Raw genomic sequence first — 21213 nt, forward strand, 5'->3', positions numbered from 1 at the left:
ACGTAGGGTCGGACGGCCGCTGATCGGCGGTCGCACTGATGAGGAGATCAAGACCTTGAGCATCGAGAAGCCGGAGATCGACTTCCCGGGTGGCGAGCCGCCGGCCGAGCTGCAGATCCGCGACATCTGGGTGGGTGACGGCGAGGAGGCCAAGCCGGGCCAGAGCGTCAGCGTCCACTACGTGGGCGTGGCCTTCAGCACCGGTGAGGAGTTCGACGCGAGCTGGAACCGCGGCTCGTCCTTCAGCTTCCCGCTGGGCGGCGGCCGGGTCATCGCCGGCTGGGACCAGGGCGTCGCCGGTATGAAGGTCGGCGGTCGGCGCGAGCTGATCATCCCCCCGCACCTCGGCTACGGCGACCGCGGCGCCGGTGCGGCGATCAAGCCCGGCGAGACGCTGATCTTCGTCGTCGACCTGCTGGCTGTCTGACCCACGGCATCTCAACGGCCCCGCCCTACCACGGAAGTGGTCGGGCGGGGCCGCGCTTTTGCCGCTGGCCGCCGGACCGGTACGGTCGGGTTCGCCGGGCACACGGAGTGTTCGCGTGCAGGGAGGGGTGAGCGGTGCCCATCGCCAAGTCCGAGCGGTTGATGAACCTCGCGCTGTGCCTGATGAACACCAGGCGCCCGTTGAGCAAGCGGGAGCTGCGGGACTCCATCGAGGCGTACCAGGAGGCCGCGGAGAGCGGCACCGAGGACTCCTTCAACCGCATGTTCGAGCGGGACAAGGACGACCTGCGCGAACTGGGCCTGGTCATCGACGTGGAGGAGAACCCGCTCGACGGCGAGTCCGGCTACCTGGCCCGGCGCGACCGCAACCGGCTGCCGGAGATCTCGCTGGACGCCGAGGAGGCCGCCGCGCTGAGCCTGGCCGCCGGGGTCTGGCGGCAGGCCCGGCTCGCCGGTGCGGCCAGCGGCGCCCTGCACAAGCTGCGCGCCGCCGGGGTGCTGGCCGAGGGCGCCGAGGCGGCCGAGGCGCACACCGCGCTGGAGCCGCGCATCCCCGCCCGGGAGACCGCCTTCGAACCGCTGCTGGCAGCCGCCCGCGACCGGCGTCCGGTCACCTTCGGCTACCGCAAGTCCGGCGCCTCCGCCGCCGAGCCGCGCAGCGTGGAGCCGTGGGCGCTGGAGTGCTGGCACGGCCACTGGTACCTGGCCGGCTGGGACCGGGACCGCAAGGACGTCCGGGTGTTCCGGCTCAGCCGGATCACCGACCGGGTCAGGGTCCGCGGCGGGGCGTTCACCGCCGACGTCCCGGACCACGTGGACGTCCGCCAGCACGTGGCCCGGTTCGCCGGGGAGGGCGCCACCGCCACCGCCCGGATCAGGCTGCGCCGCGGCGCGGCCTTCCCGCTGCGCACCAAGGCCCTGTCCATCGATCCGGTCGACGCCGACTGGGACGAGCTGGAGGTCCCGTTCGGGCACGGCCTCGCCGCCGACCTGTCCGAGTTCGGCGCGGCCGTGCTGGTCGTCGCCCCGGCGGAGCTGCGCTCCGACGTCATCGCCCGGCTGCGCGCCGTCGCCGGGCCCGCCGACCGCGCCGACGCCGGCGCCGCCGAAGCCGCCGACCGGCCCGCCAGTGAGGGAGCAGCGCTGTGAGCAACGCCATCGACCAGACCCGACGGATGCTCTCGCTGGTCACCTACCTGCGCGAGCGCCCCGGCGCCCGGGTCGGCGACGTGGCCCGGGCCTTCGGCATCTCCGAGCGCGAGCTGGTCGGCGATCTGAACGTGCTGCCCATGTGCGGCACCAGCTTCCGCGGCGGCGACCTGCTCGACATCGACACCGACGGCGAGCACATCTGGTGGCACAACCCGGACGACGTGGCCCAGCCGCTGCGGCTGGCCTCGGACGAGGCGATCTCGCTGCTGGTCGCCGCCCGCGCGGTGGCCGGACTGCCGGGGCTGCGCGAGCGCGACCGGGAGGCGCTGACCCGCGCCGTCGCCAAGCTGGAGGCGGCGGCCGGGGACGCGGCCGAGGGCAGCGCCCGGGTCGGCGTCACCTTCGAGGCCGAGGGCAGCGTCTTCGCCGACGTCGACCGGGCGCTCACCGAGCGCCGCCGGCTGTGGATCCAGTACTACTCCTCCGGCCGGGGCGAGATGACCGAGCGCGAGGTGGACCCGATCCGCCTGGTCACCGAGGGGCACACCTATCTGGAGGGCTGGTGCCGGCTCTCCGAGGACCGGCGGATCTTCCGGCTCGACCGGATCGCCGACATCCGGGTGCTGGGGGTCGAGTCGGACCCGCCGCCGCTGGAGCTGCGCGACCTGTCGGACGGGCTGGTGCGCCCGGCGGCCGACGATCCGCAGGTGGTGCTGGAGGTGGGCCCGGCCGGGCGCTGGGTCACCGAGTACTACACCCACGAGGAGTCGGTGGAGCTGCCCGACGGCGGCCTGCGGATCACCCTGCGCACGCCGGACCCGGCGGGCCTGCTGCGGCTGGCCCTGCGGCTCGGCGCGGACGGCAGGATCACCGCCCCGGCGGCGCTCGCGGCCCAGGCCAGGGCCACGGCCGCGGAGGCGCTGGCGCTCTACGGCGACGAGCCGCAGGACGCCGGGGCCGTCGCCGGGGGCGCCGCGTGAGCGCCGCGCCGCCGACCCGCTTCCGGGCCGCCTGCACGGAGTGCAGGGCCGCCACCGAACTGGACGTGGACGAGTTCCGGCTCACCGTGGGACGCACCCGCGAACGCACGTTCTACACCTTCACCTGTCCCGACTGCGGCACGGCCGTCCGCCGCACCGCGGGCGAGCGCATCGTCGAGGCGCTGACCGGCGCGGGCGTACGCACCATGCGCCTGCACCTCGGTGAGCAGTCGCCGAAGGTACCGTAGGCTGACGGCATGCCTTGGGTGATCGTCTCCGTCGTCGGCCTGTCCACAGCCGGACTGCTGGTCCTGGGCGTACTCGCGGTCCGCGTGTACGCCGAGGCGGCCCGACTCGCCGGTGAACTGGACGCGGCCGGCCGGCGTATCTCCCAGGCGGCGGTCGCAGTGGAGCGGGCCGCCGAACCGGTCGCCCGCCGTGCGGGTGACCTCCTGCTCGGTGAACCAGGGCCGACGTAGGATCGAACATGCGTGGATAACACAGGAACTGCTCCCGCATCTGGACCCCCCGGCGGCTGGAGTGCGTATCATCAGCGCAGAGACGACAGACGAAGAGGGAATCCCATGCTCGAGAACCGCGGACTTGAAATCATCATCCTGGCGGTCATCGTGCTGCTGCTCTTCGGAGCGAAGCGGCTGCCCGACACGGCGCGTGCGCTCGGCAAGTCGCTGCGCATCCTCAAGTCCGAGGTCGGGGCGATGAAGACCGACGACAAGCCTGAGGCGCAGACGGCCCAGAGCAACCAAGCCGAAACCGTCGCCGTTCCGAAGACCATTCAGGCAGCGCCCGGCGAGTCCGCCACGGCCCGCCCGGTCGCCGACGCCCAGACCCACGTCCAGGGCTGACGGCGCCGTCTTCGGCCTGCGGCTGACCGCGGGCCCTCTCCATCCACCTTCACGCAGGGACTGAAAGCCGCACGGTGAGCGACACCCAGGGGACTCGGCATCAGACCGCCGGCAGGCAGAAGCAGTCCAAGAACGACGAAGGACGCATGCCGCTCGCGGACCACCTCCGCGAGCTGCGCAACCGGTTGGCGGTATCGATCCTCGCGCTTCTGGTGGGGACGGTGCTCGGGTTTCTCGTTCACAACTGGATACTGCACCAGATGACGGGCCCGATCTGTTCGATCAAGGCCCTGCACGGAGTCGCCGCGTCGACCCCCGGATGCCCCAACGGCGTGCTGGTGGTCGACGGTCCCCTCGGCGGCCTGTCGCTGAGCTTCGACGTCTCGATGATGCTCGGCGTGATCATCTCCAGCCCGGTGTGGTCGTACCAGCTGTGGGCGTTCCTGGCCCCCGGTCTGTACAAGAAGGAGCGGAAGTACGGCCTGACGTTCGTCGGTGCCGCTGTGCCGCTCTTCCTGGGCGGCGCGGCCATCGCGTACTGGGTCTTCCCCAAGGCCATCCGCATCCTGCTGAGCTTCGTGCCGCCGGGCATGGCGCAGATGATCCAGGGCGCGGACTTCCTCACCTTCTTCATCCGTATGGTCCTGGTCTTCGGGCTCTCTTTCGAGATCCCGCTGCTGATGGTCGGCCTGAACTTCATCGGCATCCTCAGCGCGGCCAAGCTGCGCAGCTGGTGGCGGGCGATCGTCTTCATCATCTTCGTGTTCGCGGCCGTGGCCACGCCCACCGGCGACCCGCTCACCATGACCGTCCTGGCCGTGCCGATCTGCCTGCTGTTCTTCGTCGCCCTCGGGGTGGCCACCCTCCACGACAGGTCCAAGGCCAAGCGCCGCGCGCTGGAGGACCCGGACAGCCTGCTGGACGACGACGTGGCCTCCACCCTCGACCTCGCGCCCTCCGAGGTCCCCTCCCAGGGCACCGGCCCGCTGGAGCGCGTCACCGCCTCCGAGCTGGCCTCCCGCGAGCCGATGGTCTACCACTCGGACGACGACGTCACCTGACGCGCCCCCGCGGCCACCGCCACGGGCCGGGGAAAATTGCTGGGTCGAGTGTCGGTGCGGGCGGGTAGCCTCTGGGTGAGATGCACATCGAAGACGATCAAGACCTGTGCGCCGTCCGCGGCACCGCTGCCGGTACCGCTGAAGCCGCCGCCCACCGCGCTCCCGTGCGCCCGAACCGGGAGGATGGTGCCGCGATGACCTCCGCCGCCCCCCAGAACGACACCTCCGGCCAGCCCGACGACGAGGAGCTCAGCCCCGCCGAGCGCTACGCCGCCTTCCGCCGCCGGGCCAAGGAGCAGGCGACCCAGCTGTTCGCCTTCCGGCAGCTGTACGACTTCCCGCTGGACGAGTTCCAGATCGAGGCGTGCGCCGCGCTGGAGGGCGGGGAGGGCGTCCTGGTCGCCGCGCCGACCGGCTCGGGCAAGACCATCGTCGGCGAGTTCGCCGTGCACCTGGCCCTGGCCGAGGGCCGCAAGTGCTTCTACACCACGCCCATCAAGGCGCTGTCGAACCAGAAGTACGCGGACCTGGTGAAGCGCTACGGGCCGGACAAGGTCGGCCTGCTGACCGGCGACAACACGGTCAACAGCGAGGCCCCGGTGGTGGTGATGACCACCGAGGTGCTGCGCAACATGCTCTACGCGGGCTCGCAGACCCTCTCCGGGCTGGGCTACGTGGTCATGGACGAGGTGCACTACCTGGCCGACCGCTTCCGCGGCGCGGTCTGGGAGGAGGTCATCATCCACCTCCCCGAGTCCGTCACCCTGGTTTCGCTGTCGGCGACGGTCTCCAACGCCGAGGAGTTCGGCGACTGGCTGGACACCGTGCGCGGCGGCACCAAGGTCATCGTCTCCGAGCACCGCCCGGTGCCGCTGTGGCAGCACGTGCTGGCGGGCAACCGGATGTACGACCTGTTCGTGCAGCAGCGGGGCGGCAGCCGGGTCGCCGAGGAGCGCGCCTCCGGGCGCAGACGCGACGGGGTGCGCGGCGGCGAGGTGGACGTCAATCCGGAGCTGGTGCGCCTGGCCCGGGCCGAGCAGGACCGCCGCTACGGCGGCCGGGACCGCTTCGAGAAGCGCGGCCGGGGCCGCTCCATGTCCAACGGGCGTCCGGGCCGGGCCTGGACGCCGAGCCGGGCCGAGGTCATCGGCCGCCTGGACGACGAGGGCCTGCTGCCCGCGATCACCTTCATCTTCAGCCGGGCCGGCTGCGAGGCCGCCGTCCAGCAGTGCCTGCACTCCGGGCTGCGGCTGAACAGCGAGTCGGAGCGGGCCGAGGTCCGCGCCCTGGTCGAGGCCCGCACCGCGGCCATCCCCGACGAGGACCTGCACGTCCTGGGCTACTACGAGTGGGTGGACGCGCTGGAGCGCGGCGTCGCCGCCCACCACGCCGGGATGCTGCCGACCTTCAAGGAGGTCGTCGAGGAGCTGTTCCTGCGCGGCCTGGTCAAGGCGGTCTTCGCCACCGAGACGCTGGCCCTGGGCATCAACATGCCGGCCCGCTCGGTCGTCATGGAGAAGCTGGTCAAGTGGAACGGCGAGACCCACGCCGACGTCACCCCGGGCGAGTACACCCAGCTCACCGGGCGCGCCGGGCGGCGCGGCATCGACGTCGAGGGCCACGCGGTGGTGCTGTGGCAGCCCGGCCTGGACCCGGCCGCGCTGGCCGGGCTGGCGGGCGCGCGCACCTATCCGCTGCGCTCCTCGTTCAAGCCGTCCTACAACATGGCGGTCAACCTGGTGTCGCAGTTCGGCCGGCACAAGTCCCGGGAGCTGCTGGAGACCTCCTTCGCGCAGTTCCAGGCGGACCGCTCGGTCGTCGGCATCGCCCGGCAGGTGCGCCGCAACGAGGAGGGCCTGGAGGGCTACCGCGAGGCCATCGCCTGCCATCTGGGGGACTTCCAGGAGTACGCCGACCTGCGGCGCGACCTCAAGGAGCGGGAGAACCGGCTCGCCCGCGAGGGCGCCAGCCAGCGCCGCGCCAGCGCCGCCGACTCGCTGGAGAAGCTGAAGCCGGGCGACGTCATCCACGTCCCGACCGGGCGTTTCGCCGGGCTGGCGCTGGTGCTGGACCCGGGCATCCCGCCGGTCAGCCGGCACGGCCACCGGCAGGAGCACAGCGACGGGCCGCGCCCGGTCGTGCTCACCGCCGAACGCCAGGTCAAGCGGCTGGCGATGATCGACTTCCCGGTGCCGGTGGAGGCCGTCGAACGGCTGCGGATCCCGCGCAGCTTCAACCCGCGCAGCCCCCAGTCGCGCCGCGACCTGGCCTCCGCCCTGCGCTCCAAGGCCGGGCACCTCGAGCCGGGGCGGGTCCGCCGGGGCCGGTCGGCCGCCGCGGACGACCCGGAGATCGCCCGGCTGCGCGCCGCCCTGCGGCAGCACCCCTGCCACGGCTGTGACGAGCGCGAGGACCACGCCCGCTGGGCCGAGCGCTACGAGCGGCTCAACCGCGACACCCGGCAGCTCGAACAGCGGATGAAGTCCCGCACCCACACCATCGCCCGCACCTTCGACCGGGTCTGCGCGCTGCTCACCGACCTCGGCTACCTCTCCGGCGACACCGTCACCGAGGACGGCCGCCGACTGGCCCGGCTCTACGGCGAGCTGGACCTGCTGGCGTCCGAGTGCCTGCGCGAGCAGGTCTGGGAGGGGCTGACCCCGGCCGAGCTGGCGGCCTGCGCCTCGGCGCTGGTCTTCGAGTCGCGGCGCGGGGACGACGAGAGCGGCGCGCCCAAGCTGCCGGACGGCTCGGCCCGCGAGTCGCTCGGCGAGATGGTCCGGCTGTGGGGCCACCTGAACGACCTGGAGGAGCAGCACAAGCTCTCCACCATGGACAACTGGGGCCAGCGCGAGCCCGATCTGGGCTTCGCCTGGACGGCGTTCCGCTGGGCCTCCGGCCACCAGCTGGACGCGGTGCTGCGGGAGGCCGACATGCCCGCCGGCGACTTCGTCCGCTGGACCAGGCAGCTGATCGACGTGCTGGGGCAGATCGCCAACGCCGCGCCGGAGACCGGCACCGTCCGCCAGGCGGCCCGCAAGGCCGTGGACGGGCTGCGGCGCGGCATCATCGCCTACTCGTCGGTCGGCTGACCGGGGGAGATCCGACCGCCTCGGGCCCCGGGCGTCACCCGCCGCCGGGGAGTACCAGCGACGGGAACAGCCCGGGGCCGGTGGTCGGCAGCGGCTGCGCCACCCCGCACGGGCAGGCGCGGCCGAGCGGTCCGCGCACGCACACGCAGTGCTGCCAGACCCGGACGTAGTCGACCTCCATGGCGGCCGGGACCACCGTCCTGCCGCCCGAGCCGCCGACGGCGTAGTTCAGGATCAGGTACATCGGCGAGGGCGTGATGCCGGAGGTGATCCGACCGACCTCGGTGCCGTCGTAGTAGTAGGTGACCGAGCCCGGCTCCCAGTCGGCGCCGTAGGTGTGCCAGCCGGAGAAGTCGCCGAAGGCGCAGCCGCCGGGGCCCCCGAGCAGCGAGTGGAAGTGGAAGCAGGCGCTGCCGCCCAGGCCCTCCATGACGTCCATCTCGCCGTCGATCGGCCAGTTCTGGCCGTCGGTCCAGAAGGCGGGCCAGTTGGCGATGGAGCGGCCGGACGGCGGCAGGTAGATCCGGGCCTCGAACGCCCCGTAGGCGAACTGCACCTTGCCGTCGGACTGCACCATGCCGGAGAGGTACGGATAGGTCGTGCCGTCCAGGGTGGTGGGCCGGGCGGCGGCCTGCAGGTGCAGGTAGCCGCCGCCCACGCTGACCTGCGAGGGGGCGTACGCCTCCGACTCGTTCAGGGTGACCGGCGCGGTGGTGCAGCCCGGGCAGCCGAGCCAGTTGGGCGTCCAGCTGGCGGTGTCCAGGGCGGTGCCGTCGAACTCGTCGTCGAAGACCGGGTTCCAGTAGCCGGGCATGCCGAGCGGGGAGCTGCCGGGCGGGGCGGCGGCCAGGGCGCGGGCGGCGGTCTCCGGCGGCGGCGACCAGGCAGCCGCGGCGCTCACCGACAGCACGGTGGCGAGCCCGGCGGCGGCCAGGGACCGCCGCACGGTCGACGAGGGGCGTCGGAGCTTCGCATGGATGCGCATGGCTGAGGGAGAACCTTTCGTACCCCCCTGGGCACCGCGGGCCGTCTGACGACAGGAGTCAGACTAGGGCCTCGCTTGCGCATCGTGTCGGACCAGCGCGCTTCCGGCGCGATCCGAACAGCCGTGCCCGATGGGTCGCCGCCCCAACCATTCGGCGCTACTCGGCGCAGATCGAGGAGACCAGCTCGGCGACGCGCGCCTGCGGCAGGTGCCGGGCCACGTCCGCCTCGGTGATCATGCCGATCAGCCGGTGGTCGGGGTGGTCGATGACCGGCAGCCGCCGCACCCGGTACTGCTCCATCACCCGGAGCACCTGCTCGGCGTCGTCCTCGCCCTCGATCACCATGGGGCGGCCCACGGCGAGATCCCCGGCGGTGGTGGTGTCCGGGTCGAGGCCCTCGGCGACGCACTTCAGCACGATGTCGCGGTCGGTGACGATGCCGATCAAGCGGTCCTCGTCCCCGCAGATCGGCAGCGCGCCGACGTCCAGGTCGCGCATGATCCTGGCTGCTTGGGCGAGCGTCTGGTGCTCGGTGATGCACTGGGCGCCGGAGTGCATGATCTCCTGTGCGGTCTTCACGGCTGGCCTCCTGGGACGAGTGTGGCCGCTCCCCGTTACTCCATCCTGACCCCATCCCGGGCGCCGCGCCCACTGCGGCGGAGGCCGGTCCGCACGCCCGTGCCAGCGCGCCCGTGCTGCTGTCGGCGTGTCCGGGGTGCCCGCACCTGCTCGGACAGTGGCAGATTGGGCTGTGGCCCCGGGGGCGTCCCGGGCCGCGCGGCTGCGAGGGAGGCCCCGATGACCCATGCCGAGCACACGGTCACCGTCCGCCGTCCGGTCGGCGAGGTCTACGCCTTCCTCCTCGACGGGACCAACAACCCTCGGTGGCGGCCGGAGGTCACGGCCGTCCGCCACGTCTCGGGGCAGGGTGCAGGCGCGCGGTACGCGCAGACCATGACCGGCATGGGCGGCCACTCCATCGCCGGGGACTACCGGCTGACGCTGTGCGAGCCGCCCGGCCGGATCGAGTTCGAGGTGACGGCCGGGCCCGCCCGTCCGACCGGCTGCTTCGTCCTGCGGGAGGTGGCCCCGGGCGAGACCGAGGTGACCTTCGTGCTCGACATCGCGCTGCACGGTCCGCTGCTGGCGCTGCGCCCGCTGATCACCAACCTGGCGCGGGCGGAGGTGGCCAACCTGGAGAACCTGGAGCGCGCGCTCGCCGACTGAGTCGTCCGCGCACTGGCCACACGGGGACTCTGTGCCGAGCTCCGGGCCGCCGGAAGCCCCGAGCCGCCGGAGCCCGGTCGGCCCGGCTGCCACCGGCGGTTACCACGGGCCTCTGCTACAGGTGAGCCTGCAACCGGTGGGTGAGCCGGTCGGTCCAGGTGGCCAGCTCCGAGCGGCCGTCGGCCTGCCCCGCGCACAAGGCGTCGATCTGCGCGTCGGTGATGCGGTCCGGGCCGGTCGAGTCCAGCATGGCCGACATCCGCGCCAGCATGTCCTCCAACCGCTCGGCGTCGTCGTGGCCGAGCGTGACCGACGGGTGGAAGTGGCCGATCGTGACGGATCCGGGCATGTCTGCCTCCTCGTTGGTCGAGCTGCCTCCACCGTACGACCGCAGACCGCGCGACACCTCCCGGTACGGTCGAGCCCGCAGCTCTGCCCGCTGCTCAGCCCGCCGTGTCCTCCAACCGGAACCCGACCTTCAGCCCCACCTGGAACTGGCTCACGCCGCCGTCCTCGATGCTGCCCCGGACCTGGGTCACCTCGAACCAGTCCAGGCCGCGCAGGGTCTGCGAGGCCCGGTTGATCCCGTTGCGGATCGCGGCGTCGACGCTCTCCGGCGAGGTTCCGACGATCTCGGTGACCCGGTAGGTGTGGTTGCTCATGACGGACTCCGTCCTACGTTCCTGAGTGAGGTGGCCCCCGTCCAATCTGCCCCACACCCGGCCCCGGCGCAGCGCGACCGTCCGCCGGGGCCGCCGGGGCCGACCTCCGTCAGCCGCCGACCCGCAGGTAGTGCGCCCAGTAGCCCTGCAGCTCGCCGTAGCCGGAGGCGAGCCGCCGGAACTCCGGCTCGTCCACCGGGTGGCCGTACGCCCGGGTGGCGGCGCGGGCGGCCTCCCGGTCGTAGGCGATGTGCTCCATCCGCCCCAGCCCCCGGATCAGCAGGAACGACGCCGACCAGGGCCCGATGCCGGGCAGCGCGAGGACGCGCTCGCGGACCTCGTCGTAGTCGCCACTGCGCAGGAAGCCCTCGTCCAGGTCCAGCCAGCGGCTGATCGAGCCGTGCAGGAAGCCGGCCTTGCGCTGGTTGCCGATGAGCGAGGCCAGCTCAGCCTCGCTCAGCGCGGCCAGCTGCTGCGCGTCCGGGAAGGCCCACAGCTCCCGGCCGTCCAGGTCGATCCGGTTGCCGACGGTCTCCACCAGCGCCTGCTTCATCGTCCTGGCCACGGGCATCGGGACGCGCTGGCACAGGATCGCCCAGCACAGCAGCTCGAACGGCGAGGGGAACTTGACCTGGTGGTAGCCGCGCAGCCGGTCCGCGATCCGCTGGAACGCCGGGTCGCGCCGCGCGGCGGCGTGCAGCGGCGCCAGGTCGTCGTCCAGGCCCAGGTAGAAGCTCAGCCGGTCGGCGGCGGCGTCCGCTGTCGCGCTGTCGATCGGCCGTTCCGCCGTCAGTTCGCAGTTTAGGCCCGGGCCCGAACCTGCGGCGATGAGCCGGGCGGCCAGCGTGGTGCCGTTCTCGTGCAGCGCCAGCGTCAGCGTCCGCGCCGCCTGTTCGGCGTCCTGCTGCCCGGTCATCGCCGGGAAGGAGCCGATGAACGCGAGCGAGGCGCCGAAGTCGAAGGGCTGCCGGGCCGGGAGGTGCAGGGTGACGGTGGACCGGTGCGGGGCGGTGGGTGCGGGCATGGGGCTGTCCTCCGGGGTGGGCTGATCTCTGTTGCCGGCACCACCATCCCGCTGAAACCTGACATCGTCCGTCAGGTTTTATGCTGACTTCCATGAAGGCCGACCGACTGCTCTCGATCATGCTGCTGCTGCAGACCCGGGGCCGGGTCTCGGCGGTGGAGCTGGCCGAACGGCTGGAGGTCTCGGTCCGCACGGTCTACCGGGACGTCGAGGCGCTCTCGGCGGCCGGGGTGCCGGTCTGGACGGAACAGGGGCGCAACGGCGGCGTCCGGCTGCTGGAGGGCTACCGCACCGACGTCACCGGCCTGACCAGCGACGAGGCCCGGGCGCTGTTCGTGCTCACCGCCGAGGGCACCTACGACGCGCTCGGCCTCGGCAGCGCCGTCGCCTCGGCGCTGCGCAAGGTCATGGCGGCGCTCCCGGCCCCCTACCGGGCGGACGCCGAACGCACCAGCGAGCGCATCCTGGTCGATCCGGTGCGCTGGCGCACGGCCGCGCCCGCCACGGTCGAACTGGCCGAGCTGCAGCAGGCGGTCTTCACCGACCGACGCCTGGAACTGACGTACCGCCACAGTGGCAGCACCGAGCTGCACCGCTACACCGTGGACCCGTACGGCCTGGTCAGCAAGGCCGGCGTCTGGTACCTGGTCGCCGACCGGGAGGGCGAGCCACGGCTGTTCCGGGCCGACCGGGTGCACTCCGCCGCCACCTCGGCCGAGCCGGTCCGCCGCCGCCCCCGGCAGGGCCTGTCCGAGGTCTGGTCCGCCCTGCGCGACCAGGTGGAGCGCCGCCCCTCGGACCAGATCCTGGTCCGCTGCCGGGTCCACCGGCCACAGCTGGACATGTTCCTGCGGCTCCAGTCCGCCAACCTGCTCGGCCCGCCCGCCGAGCCCGCGCCGGACCCGGACTGGCCCGAACTCGACCTGGGCTTCCCGGCCCTGCGCGCCGTCCGCGCCCTCCTGGTCTTCGGCGCCGACGTCCGGATCCTCACCCCGCCCGAAGCCCGCACCGAACTCGCCACCGCCGCCGCCGAGATCACCGCCCTCTACGCCACCCCGTGACGTCGACGGCTGCCGTGCCCCCGCCGACGGCTCGGACCGCGCTGAGGCACCCTGCGCCCTGCCATTGGTCCAGACCTATTGACGGGGCCCGCCGCCCCTCATACGCTCCGGTCCGGTACAGCCCCCACATGTCCCCACCTCACCCAGAGCCGGGCGTCACGCCCCCACGCGTCGGTCATGTCCATGACGCTCGGCGGGAAGGGAGCGCAGCATGTTCCGTCGGAGGTCGAGAACCTTACGTCTGTCGGGTGGTCTCCGCCCTAGCCCGGATCCCGGCCGCATCGGTGGCGACCGGGCCGGGAGCGAGCCGCTCCGAGCTGCTCGCCCGCAGAGGGCGACGGTGGACCCGGCGTCGCAGGTGCAGCGGACCGGCCGCGACACGCCCGGACCGGCCGTCCTGATTCGTTCCCTCGCCGGGGTGACCGCCGCCGTCGTCATCGGCGCCGGCACCGTCGTGGCCGGTACGGTCACGGCCGGGGCTGCCACCACCAACCTGGTGGCCAACCCGGGATTCGAGAACGGACTTTCTGGCTGGACCTGCTCCAGCGGCTCCGGCACCACCGTCGGCAGCCCGGTCCACTCCGGCGCCTCCGCACTCCAGGCCACGCCGACCGGCCAGGACGACGCCCAGTGCGCCCAGACCATCAGCGTGCAGCCCAACTCCCAGTACACGCTGAGCTCCTACGTCCAGGGCAGCTACATCTACCTGGGCGCCACCGGCACCGGCCTCACCAGCGCCCCGTCCACCTGGACGCCCAGCAGCTCGTCGTACAGCCAGCTCAGCGTCGGCTTCACCACCGGGTCGACCACCACCTCGGTGACCGTCTACCTGCACGGCTGGTACGGGCAGCCCGCCTACTACGCGGACGACGTGGCCCTCACCGGCCCCGCCGGCAGCAGCCCCCCGCCGACCACCGCGCCGCCCACTACCGCGCCGCCGACCACGGCCCCGCCGACCACCGCGCCGCCGACCACGGCCCCGCCCACTACCGCGCCGCCCACTACGGCTCCGCCCACTACGGCTCCGCCGACCACGCCGCCGCCGGGCGCCACCTGCGCCGCGAAGCCCAAGCCGACGGGCAAGGTCCTGCAGGGCTACTGGGAGAACTGGGACGGCGCCCTCAACGGCGTCCATCCCGGCCTGGGCTGGATCCCCATCACGGACAGCCGGATCGCCGCAAACGGCTACAACGTCATCAATGCCGCCTTCCCGGTGATCCTCTCGGACGGCACCGTCGAGTGGCAGGACGGCATGGACACCAACGTCAAGGTCCCGACCCCCGCTGAGATGTGCCAGGCCAAGGCGGCCGGGGAGACGGTCCTGATGTCGATCGGCGGCGCCAGCGCCGGCATCGACCTGAGCTCCAGTACCGTCGCCGACCGGGTGGTGGCGACCCTCGTCCCCATCCTCAAGGAGTACAACTTCGACGGAATCGACATCGACATCGAGACCGGCCTGACCGGAAGCGGCAACGTCAACACGCTCTCGACCTCCCAGGCCAACCTGGAGCGCATCATCGACGGCGTGCTGGCCCAGATGCCCGCGGGCTTCGGCCTGACGATGGCTCCCGAAACCGCGTACGTCACCGGCGGCAGCGTCACCTACGGCTCGATCTGGGGCGCCTACCTGCCGATCATCAAGAAGTACGCCGACAACGGGCAGCTGTGGTGGCTGAACATGCAGTACTACAACGGCAGCATGTACGGCTGCTCCGGCGACTCCTACGAGGCCGGTACCGTCCAGGGCTTCACCGCGCAGACCACGTGCCTGAACAACGGCCTGGTCATCCAGGGCACCACGATCAAGGTGCCGTACGACGAGCAGGTGCCTGGTCTGCCGGCCCAATCCGGCGCGGGCGGCGGCTACATGACACCGAGCCTGGTCAGCCAGTCATGGAACGCCTTCGGCGGCGCGCTGAAGGGGCTCATGACCTGGTCGATCAACTGGGACGGCTCACTGGGCTGGACCTTCGGTGACAACGTCAAGACCCTCCAGGGCCGTTGACGCCCCCCTGACGTCCCGCCCCCGGCGCACCCCTGCGCACGGGAACCGCTCACCGACCAGAACCACCCCGCGCGGCGACCCGAGCCCAAACCGGCCTCGGGTCGCCGTAGGCGGCTGGGCAGGCCGTCGCCGGGGTCGCCACCCGGGACGGCGGCGTCCAGGCAGGCTGCCGCTCGCCGAATAACGGTCCTGACGTCGGACCCTGAAGATCTGCTCATGCTCGGCGGCTCCGGTGTGACTGTCGTCAAAGTGTGAGCCGGTCCCCATGCAGAAGATGTGGGTGCGCCTGTGGTTTTCAACCTCGCGGCTGTGTCCATTTACTTTCCGGCGTCGGCGAGGGTGTCGAGGAGGCGTTTGACGGGGGTGGTGAGGTTCCAGCGTTCGGTGAGGTCGTCGAGGGCGGCGGGGTGGAGGGGTTCGTGGGGGAGGGTGGGGTCGTAGGTGGGGAGGGGGATGTCGGTGGCCACGGCGACGACCTTGGGGGCGACGGCGAGGTAGGGCGTGGCTTCGGCGAGGCGTCGGCGTTGGGCGGGGGTGATCTTGGACGTGGGGTCGGCTGCGGCGGTCTGGATGGCGGCGAGGTCGCCGTATTCGGCGATGAGCTTGGTGGCGGTCTTCTCGCCGATGCCGACGACGCCGGGCAGGCCGTCGCTGGGGTCGCCGCGCAGGACGGCGAAGTCGACGTACTGGGCGCCGGTGACGCCGTACTTGCCGACCAGGAGGGCCTCGTCGGTGAGTTGGAGCGAGCCGACGCCCTTGAGCGGGTAGAGCACCCGCACCCCGCGCGCGTCGTCCACGAGCTGGAACAGGTCCCGGTCGCCGGTGACCACGTCGACCGGGCCGGGGGCGCGGGTGGCGAGGGTGCCGATGACGTCGTCCGCCTCGTAGCCGGGGACGCCGACGCGGGCGATGCCGAGGGCGTCCAGGACCGCTTCGATCACCGGCACCTGCGGGGCCAGGGTGTCGGGGGTGTCCTCCGCGCCCTCGGTCGGGGAGTCGGCGGCGAGCCGGTGGGTCTTGTAGCTCGGGATGAGGTCCACCCGCCACTGCGGGCGCCAGTCGGCGTCCCAGCAGGCGACCAGTTGGTCGGGGGCGTGGTCCTGGACGAGTCGGGTGATGAACTCCAGCAGCCCGCGCACCGCGTTGACCGGCTGCCCGTCGGGGGAGCGGATCGAGTCGGGGACGCCGAAGAACGCGCGGTAGTACAGGCTGGCGGAGTCCAGAAGCATGAGCCTGGGGGCAGGAGCGGTCATAGACTGCAACTATGCCGCACGGGTACGACACCCACCCGGCGACACCATCGCTTCGGGAGGACGAACCCCATGCCCTGGACCTCAGCCGATGTGCCCGACCAGTCGGGGCGGGTCGCCCTGGTCACCGGTGCCAACAGCGGTCTGGGCCTGGCGACCGCCACGGTGCTCGCGCAGCGCGGTGCGACGGTCGTGCTGGCCTGCCGCAACCCGGTCCGGGCGCGGGAGGCGGCGGACCGGATCGGCGGCCGTACCGAGCTGCTGGAGCTGGACCTGGCCTCGCTGGCGTCGGTCCGGGCGGCGGCCGAGGAACTCCACCGCCGGCACGACCGGCTCGACCTGCTGGTCAACAACGCCGGGGTGATGGTCCCGCCGCACCGGCGCACCGCCGACGGCTTCGAACTCCAGCTCGGCACCAACCACTTGGGGCATTTCGCGCTCACCGGCCTGCTCCTGGACCTGCTGCGGGACGTCCCCGGCTCGCGGGTGGTGGTGCTCAGCAGCCTGGCGCACCGGATCGCCCGGCACGGCATCAACTTCGCCGACCTGCAGTACGAGCGCCGCTACAACCGGGTGGAGGCGTACGCGCAGTCCAAGCTGGCCAATCTGATGTTCATGTACGCCCTGCAGCGCCGCCTGGCCGGTTCGGACGCCCGGACCATCGCGCTGGGCGCGCACCCCGGCTACTCCGCGACCGAGCTGACCCGCTACCTGCCCAAGCCGCTGCAGGCCGCCAACCGGATGATGCTCGGGCCCGTCTCGCAGCCGCCGGAGCGCGGCGCGCTGTGCCCGCTGCGCGCGGCCACCGACCCCCGGGCCATGGGCGGCCACTACTACGGCCCGGACGGGCCGTTCGAGATCCGCGGCTGGCCGGTGCTGAAGGCGGCGGCCGCGGCCGCGCACGACGAGGCGGTGCAGGAACGGCTCTGGACGGTCTCGGAGCAGCTGACCGGCGTCGCCTACGCGTGAACCGCCGCGGTCGCCTGCGCTTGTGCCGGCGTCGCCTGCGCCTGCGCCGCCTCCGGCCGGGCGGCGCCTGGGCCTGCGCCTGCGGCCTGCACCAGGGCCCGGGTCAGGCGCAGGTCCGTGCCCTGCTCCGGGTGCCACTGGACGCCCAGGGCGAAGCCGCCCGGCAGCTCCACCGCCTCGGTGGTGCCGTCCAGCGCGCGGGCGCAGGGGACCAGCCCGTCGCCGAGCCGGCGCACCGCCTGGTGGTGGTAGGTGGGGACGTCCAGGGCGGCCTCGCCGAGGACCCCGGCCAGCCGGGTGCCCGGGGTCGGGGTGACCGGGTGGCTCGCGTACGCGCCGTAGCTGGGGGAGTGGCCGTCGTGCCCGACCAGGTCGGGCAGGTGCTGGGTGAGGTCGCCGCCGAGGGCCACGTTGAGCAGCTGCATGCCCCGGCAGATGCCCAGCAGTGGCAGGCCGCGCCGTAGCGCGGCGGTCAGCAGGGCCAGCTCCCAGGCGTCGCGGGCGGTGGGCGGGTGGTCGGTGTGCGGGCCGGGCTGCTCGCCGTAGCGGGCCGGGTCGACGTCCGGGCCGCCGCTGATGACCAGGGCGTCCAGCCGGGCCACGGCCTCGTCCGCGACGGCCGGGTCGTCGGGGGGCAGCAGCGCGGCGATGCCGCCGGACTCCTGCACCAGCCGTGGGTACTGGACCGGCAGCAGCACGGCGGACTGCTGCTGCCAGACGCTCCAGCTCGCTTCGGCGAAGTAGGTGGAGACACCGATCAGTGGACGGGGCACGGCAGGGATCTCCCGAAGGTGTCGGAGGTCGTCGGGTCGTCGGGGCGGTGGGGTCGTCGGGCGTCGCGTCGACGGGGTCAGCTGAGGAAGCCGCGCAGGAGGGCGGCGCTGCCGGCCAGGTGCTCCCGCATGGTGCTGCGGGCGCGGTCGGGGTCGCCGCCGAGGATGGCGTCCACCAGCTCGGCGTGTTGCTGCTCGGAGTGCTCCAGGTTGGGCGGCAGCAGCGGTATGCAGTCCAGCAGCTCGTTGACGGTGGCGCGGACGGCGGCGTACTGCGCGGCGACCGAGGGCGAGCCGCAGAGGTCGGCGATGGCGAGGTGGAGCCGGGTGTCGTGGCGGCGGTAGTCGCCGAGCCCGGCGGCGCGGGTGCCGGCCAGGCAGTCCCGCAGGCGCTGGGCGTCGGCGCCGACCGGGGGCCTGGCCGCGCACAGCTCGGCCGCGCCGACCTCCAGCACCTCGCGGAAGAGCAGGGTGTCCTCGAGTCGGTCGCCGAGCTGCGAGGCCCGGCAGCGCAGTTCGGTGCCGGTGCGGGGGGCGGCGGCGTCCGGCGCGTGGCGGACGAAGGCCCCGCCGTAGCGTCCGCGCCGGATCTCGACCATGCCGGTGTCCTTGAGCACCGCCAGGGCCTCGCGCAGGGTGACCCGGCTCACCTGGAGCCGCTCGGCGAGGTCGCGCTCGGACGGCAGCCGCTCGCCTTCGGACACCAGTCCGAGGTGGATGAGCTGCAGCAGCCGGTGAATGGTTTCTTCGAACGCGTTGCCCGACCGGATCGGCCGCAACGCGCCCGCCAGCGGGTCCTGGCCCACGGTGTCCGTCATGGCCACCCCCTTCCGCTTCAATGGTACAAGGACATACCTTTGGACAGCCCCACCTGCCCGCACACGCCTGGAGGCGCCACCGTGAGCGAACGCCAACCACCCTTGAGCGTTCACGACCTACGCAACCTCGTCGTCTCGGGGGAGATCCACACCGTCGCCCTCGCCTTCACCGACATGCAGGGCCGATTGCAGGGCAAGCGGTTCGCGGCCGGCTTCTTCCTGGACGAGGTGCTCGCCCACGGCAGTGAGGGCTGCGCCTACCTGCTCGCCGTCGACGTCGAGCTGAACACCGTCGACGGCTACCCCATGGCCTCCTGGGACACCGGCTACGGGGACTTCGCCCTCGTCCCCGACCTGTCCACGCTCCGGCGCACCCCCTGGCAGCCCGGAACCGCCCTGGTCACCGCCGACCTCGCCTGGCTGGACGGCGCGCCGGTCACCGCCTCGCCCCGGCAGATCCTGCGTCGGCAGCTGGAGCGGCTGGCCGAGCACGGGCTCACCGCCTGGGCCGGCACCGAGCTGGAGTTCATCGTCTTCCGCGACAGCTACGAGGACGCCTGGAAGCGCGGCTACCACGAGCTCACCCCGGCCAACCAGTACAACGCCGACTACTCGCTGCTGGCCACCGCCCGGATCGAGCCGCTGCTGGCCCGCATCCGCAACGAGATGGGCGCGGCCGGGATGGTCGTGGAGTCCGCCAAGGGCGAGTGCAACCTGGGCCAGCACGAGATCGCCTTCCGCTACGACAACGCGCTCACCACCTGCGACCAGCACAGCGTCTACAAGACCGGGGCCAAGGAGATCGCCGCCCAGCAGGGCGTCTCGCTGACCTTCATGGCCAAGTTCAACGAGCGCGAGGGCAACAGCTGTCACATCCACCTCTCGCTGCGCGACACCTCCGGGATGCCGGTCTGCGCCGGACCGGACGGGGAGATGTCCCCGCTGATGCGGCACTTCCTGGCCGGGCAGCTGGCCGCCATGCGCGAGCTCACCCTCTTCTACGCGCCCAACATCAACTCCTACAAGCGCTTCCGGCCCGGCTCCTTCGCGCCGACCGCCGTCGCCTGGGGGCGCGACAACCGCACCTGCTCGCTGCGGGTGGTCGGCCACGGCCCCTCGCTGCGCATGGAGAACCGGGCCCCGGGCGGCGACGTCAACCCGTACCTGGCGGTGGCCGCGATGATCGCCGCCGGACTGCACGGCATCGAACGGCAGTTGGAGCCCGCCGAGCCCTGTACCGGCAACGCCTACACCGCCGACTACGCCCACCTGCCCGGCACCCTGCGCGAGGCCGCCGCACTGTGGTCCGGCAGTGAAATCGCCGAGGCGGCCTTCGGAAAGGACGTCGTCCAGCACTACCTGACGATGGCTCAGGTGGAACTGGACGCCTACGACAGCGCCGTCACCGACTGGGAGCGCAAGCGCTCCTTCGAACGAATGTGAGCAATCGTCAGATGACCGACGAGCAGAGCCCGTTGATCGTGCTCAACCCGGCCACGGAAGAGGCCGTCGCCACCGTCCCCGGCACCACGCCGGAACAGGTGGACGCCGCCGTCGCCCGCGCCGCCCAGGCCCAGCGCGGCTGGGCCGCCCTCGCCCCCGCCGACCGGGCCAGACTGCTCCGCCGCTTCGCCGACACCGTCGACTCCCACCTCGACGAACTCGCCGAGCTGGAGGTGCGCGAGGCCGGCCACACCCGGGGCAACGCCCGCTGGGAGGCGGGCAACGTCCGCGACCTGCTGGAGTACGCCGCCGCCGGGGTCGAGCGACTGATCGGCCATCAGATCCCGGTGGCGGGAGGCCTGGACGTCACCTTCCACGAGCCGCTCGGCGTGGTCGCGGTGATCGCACCCTGGAACTTCCCCATGCCCATCGCCGCATGGGGCTTCGCCCCCGCGCTGGCCGCAGGCAACGCCGTACTGCTCAAACCCGCCGAGACCACCCCGCTGACCGCCCTGCGGCTGGCCGAACTCGCCCTCACCGCAGGGCTTCCGGAGCACCTGCTGCAGGTGCTCCCCGGCCACGGCACGGTCACCGGCCGCGCCCTGACCGGCCACCCGGGCGTGCGCAAGGTGGTCTTCACCGGCTCCACCCCGGTCGGCAAGGAGATCATGGCCCGCTGCGCCGGGCAGCTCAAGCGGGTCACGCTGGAACTCGGCGGCAAGAGCCCCAACATCGTCTTCGCCGACGCCGACCTGGAGCGCGCCGCCGCCAGCGCCCCCATGGCCTTCCTCGACAACGCCGGGCAGGACTGCTGCGCCCGCACCCGCATCCTGGTCCAACGCGAGGTCTACGACGACTTCCTGGCACTGGTCGCGCCCGCGATCGAGGCCGTGCGGGTGGGCGACCCGGCCGACCCCGCCACCGAGATGGGCCCGCTGATCTCCGCCCGCCAGCTCGCCCGGGTCAACGGCTACCTCACCCCGGACGCACCCGTCGCCGCCCAGGGCAAGGCCCCCGCCGGGCCCGGCTTCTGGTGCGCGCCGACGCTGCTCGCCCCCGACGACCCCGGCAGCCCCGCCGCCGTCGAGGAGATCTTCGGGCCGATCGCCGTCGTCCTGCCCTTCACCGACGAGGCCGACGCGCTGCGCCTGGCCAACGCCACCCGCTACGGCCTCTCCGGCTCCATCTGGACCCGCGACCTCGGCCGGGCGCTGCGGATGGCCCGGGGCGTCGAGGCGGGCAACCTGTCGGTCAACTCCCACAGCTCCGTGCGCTACTGGACCCCTTTCGGGGGCTTCGGCGAGTCCGGCCTCGGCCGCGAACTCGGCCCCGACGCCCTCGCGCACTTCACCGAGACCAAGAACGTCTTCATCAGCACAGAGGAGTAGAGCCCACCC

22 protein-coding genes are annotated in these 21213 nt (G+C 72.7%); 14 read left to right on the plus strand and 8 right to left on the minus strand.

Going from position 1 to position 21213, the window contains the following annotated elements:
* Positions 1-55: 55 nt before the first annotated feature.
* From GXW83_RS11820 to GXW83_RS11855, 8 genes are all read left to right on the plus strand, one after another.
* Complete coding sequence (locus GXW83_RS11820; RefSeq protein ID WP_182443036.1) at positions 56-427, plus strand: FKBP-type peptidyl-prolyl cis-trans isomerase; 372 nt, start codon at positions 56-58, stop codon at positions 425-427.
* A 161-nt stretch (positions 428-588) separates the two neighbouring features.
* Positions 589-1596, plus strand: coding sequence for a helix-turn-helix transcriptional regulator (locus tag GXW83_RS11825; RefSeq protein WP_370466874.1), 1008 nt, complete (start codon positions 589-591; stop codon positions 1594-1596).
* Positions 1597-1622: 26 nt separating this feature from the next.
* Positions 1623-2579, plus strand: coding sequence for a YafY family protein (locus GXW83_RS11830; RefSeq protein WP_182447241.1), 957 nt, complete (start codon positions 1623-1625; stop codon positions 2577-2579).
* Positions 2576-2827: a hypothetical protein gene (locus tag GXW83_RS11835; RefSeq protein ID WP_182443038.1), complete on the plus strand. Its 252-nt coding sequence runs from the start codon at positions 2576-2578 to the stop codon at positions 2825-2827. Before GXW83_RS11830 ends, GXW83_RS11835 begins: the two co-directional genes overlap by 4 nt.
* A 9-nt stretch (positions 2828-2836) precedes the next feature.
* Positions 2837-3058: a hypothetical protein gene (locus GXW83_RS11840; RefSeq protein WP_182443039.1), complete on the plus strand. Its 222-nt coding sequence runs from the start codon at positions 2837-2839 to the stop codon at positions 3056-3058.
* A 105-nt stretch (positions 3059-3163) separates the two neighbouring features.
* Positions 3164-3445 carry a Sec-independent protein translocase subunit TatA gene (gene tatA, locus GXW83_RS11845; protein WP_182443040.1) on the plus strand — a complete coding sequence of 94 codons (282 nt, stop codon included), beginning with the start codon at positions 3164-3166 and terminating at the stop codon, positions 3443-3445.
* Positions 3446-3519: 74 nt separating this feature from the next.
* A complete protein-coding gene (gene tatC, locus GXW83_RS11850; RefSeq protein WP_182443041.1) occupies positions 3520-4506 on the plus strand; it encodes a twin-arginine translocase subunit TatC in 987 nt (328 codons plus the stop codon).
* 194 nt (positions 4507-4700) lie between these two features.
* Positions 4701-7598: an RNA helicase gene (locus tag GXW83_RS11855; protein WP_182443042.1), complete on the plus strand. Its 2898-nt coding sequence runs from the start codon at positions 4701-4703 to the stop codon at positions 7596-7598.
* 34 nt (positions 7599-7632) lie between these two features.
* Here GXW83_RS11855 and GXW83_RS11860 read toward each other — a convergent pair whose 3' ends face one another.
* Both GXW83_RS11860 and GXW83_RS11865 read right to left on the minus strand, forming a co-directional pair.
* Positions 7633-8583 carry a family 16 glycosylhydrolase gene (locus GXW83_RS11860; protein ID WP_182443043.1) on the minus strand — a complete coding sequence of 317 codons (951 nt, stop codon included), beginning with the start codon at positions 8581-8583 and terminating at the stop codon, positions 7633-7635.
* A 157-nt stretch (positions 8584-8740) separates the two neighbouring features.
* Positions 8741-9163 carry a CBS domain-containing protein gene (locus GXW83_RS11865; RefSeq protein WP_182443044.1) on the minus strand — a complete coding sequence of 141 codons (423 nt, stop codon included), beginning with the start codon at positions 9161-9163 and terminating at the stop codon, positions 8741-8743.
* Between the two features lie 219 nt (positions 9164-9382).
* On the opposite strand from GXW83_RS11865, the gene GXW83_RS11870 reads away from it, so the two are divergent.
* The gene (locus GXW83_RS11870; RefSeq protein WP_182443045.1) at positions 9383-9811 is read left to right on the plus strand and encodes an SRPBCC family protein; all 429 of its coding nucleotides are present in this window, start codon (positions 9383-9385) and stop codon (positions 9809-9811) included.
* Positions 9812-9926: 115 nt separating this feature from the next.
* Here GXW83_RS11870 and GXW83_RS11875 read toward each other — a convergent pair whose 3' ends face one another.
* The 3 genes from GXW83_RS11875 to GXW83_RS11885 all read right to left on the minus strand — a co-directional run bounded on the left by GXW83_RS11875 (position 9927) and on the right by GXW83_RS11885 (position 11497).
* Complete coding sequence (locus GXW83_RS11875) at positions 9927-10160, minus strand: hypothetical protein (protein ID WP_182443046.1); 234 nt, start codon at positions 10158-10160, stop codon at positions 9927-9929.
* A 94-nt stretch (positions 10161-10254) separates the two neighbouring features.
* Complete coding sequence (locus GXW83_RS11880) at positions 10255-10473, minus strand: dodecin (RefSeq protein WP_182443047.1); 219 nt, start codon at positions 10471-10473, stop codon at positions 10255-10257.
* Positions 10474-10582: 109 nt separating this feature from the next.
* Positions 10583-11497: a DNA-3-methyladenine glycosylase gene (locus tag GXW83_RS11885; RefSeq protein WP_182443048.1), complete on the minus strand. Its 915-nt coding sequence runs from the start codon at positions 11495-11497 to the stop codon at positions 10583-10585.
* A 92-nt stretch (positions 11498-11589) separates the two neighbouring features.
* Between GXW83_RS11885 and GXW83_RS11890 the strand changes: the two genes are divergently transcribed.
* Together GXW83_RS11890 and GXW83_RS11895 are read left to right on the plus strand one after the other, a co-directional pair.
* Positions 11590-12558: a YafY family protein gene (locus GXW83_RS11890; RefSeq protein WP_182443049.1), complete on the plus strand. Its 969-nt coding sequence runs from the start codon at positions 11590-11592 to the stop codon at positions 12556-12558.
* Between the two features lie 418 nt (positions 12559-12976).
* Complete coding sequence (locus tag GXW83_RS11895) at positions 12977-14563, plus strand: glycosyl hydrolase family 18 protein (protein ID WP_182443050.1); 1587 nt, start codon at positions 12977-12979, stop codon at positions 14561-14563.
* A 317-nt stretch (positions 14564-14880) separates the two neighbouring features.
* Here GXW83_RS11895 and GXW83_RS11900 read toward each other — a convergent pair whose 3' ends face one another.
* On the minus strand, positions 14881-15792 hold the full coding sequence (locus GXW83_RS11900) for a 5'-3' exonuclease (RefSeq protein ID WP_182443051.1): 912 nt from the start codon (positions 15790-15792) through the stop codon (positions 14881-14883).
* Positions 15793-15885: 93 nt separating this feature from the next.
* Here GXW83_RS11900 and GXW83_RS11905 point away from each other — a divergent pair, with 93 nt between their 5' ends.
* Positions 15886-16782: an oxidoreductase gene (locus tag GXW83_RS11905; RefSeq protein ID WP_182443052.1), complete on the plus strand. Its 897-nt coding sequence runs from the start codon at positions 15886-15888 to the stop codon at positions 16780-16782.
* Here the strand turns inward: GXW83_RS11905 and GXW83_RS11910 are convergent.
* Complete coding sequence (locus tag GXW83_RS11910) at positions 16773-17555, minus strand: gamma-glutamyl-gamma-aminobutyrate hydrolase family protein (protein WP_182443053.1); 783 nt, start codon at positions 17553-17555, stop codon at positions 16773-16775. The two genes, GXW83_RS11905 and GXW83_RS11910, sit on opposite strands and share 10 nt — an antisense overlap.
* A 77-nt stretch (positions 17556-17632) precedes the next feature.
* Positions 17633-18373: a FadR/GntR family transcriptional regulator gene (locus GXW83_RS11915; RefSeq protein ID WP_182443054.1), complete on the minus strand. Its 741-nt coding sequence runs from the start codon at positions 18371-18373 to the stop codon at positions 17633-17635.
* A gap of 81 nt (positions 18374-18454) precedes the next feature.
* On the opposite strand from GXW83_RS11915, the gene GXW83_RS11920 reads away from it, so the two are divergent.
* Entirely contained in the window at positions 18455-19816 is a 1362-nt protein-coding gene (locus tag GXW83_RS11920) for a glutamine synthetase family protein (protein ID WP_182443055.1), read from the plus strand.
* Positions 19817-19827: 11 nt separating this feature from the next.
* Positions 19828-21204, plus strand: a complete 1377-nt coding sequence (locus GXW83_RS11925) for an aldehyde dehydrogenase (RefSeq protein ID WP_182443056.1) — start codon at positions 19828-19830, stop codon at positions 21202-21204.
* Positions 21205-21213: the final 9 nt, after the last annotated feature.

It is taken from the genome of Streptacidiphilus sp. PB12-B1b (genome assembly GCF_014084125.1).
Taxonomy (GTDB): Bacteria; Actinomycetota; Actinomycetes; order Streptomycetales; family Streptomycetaceae; genus Streptacidiphilus.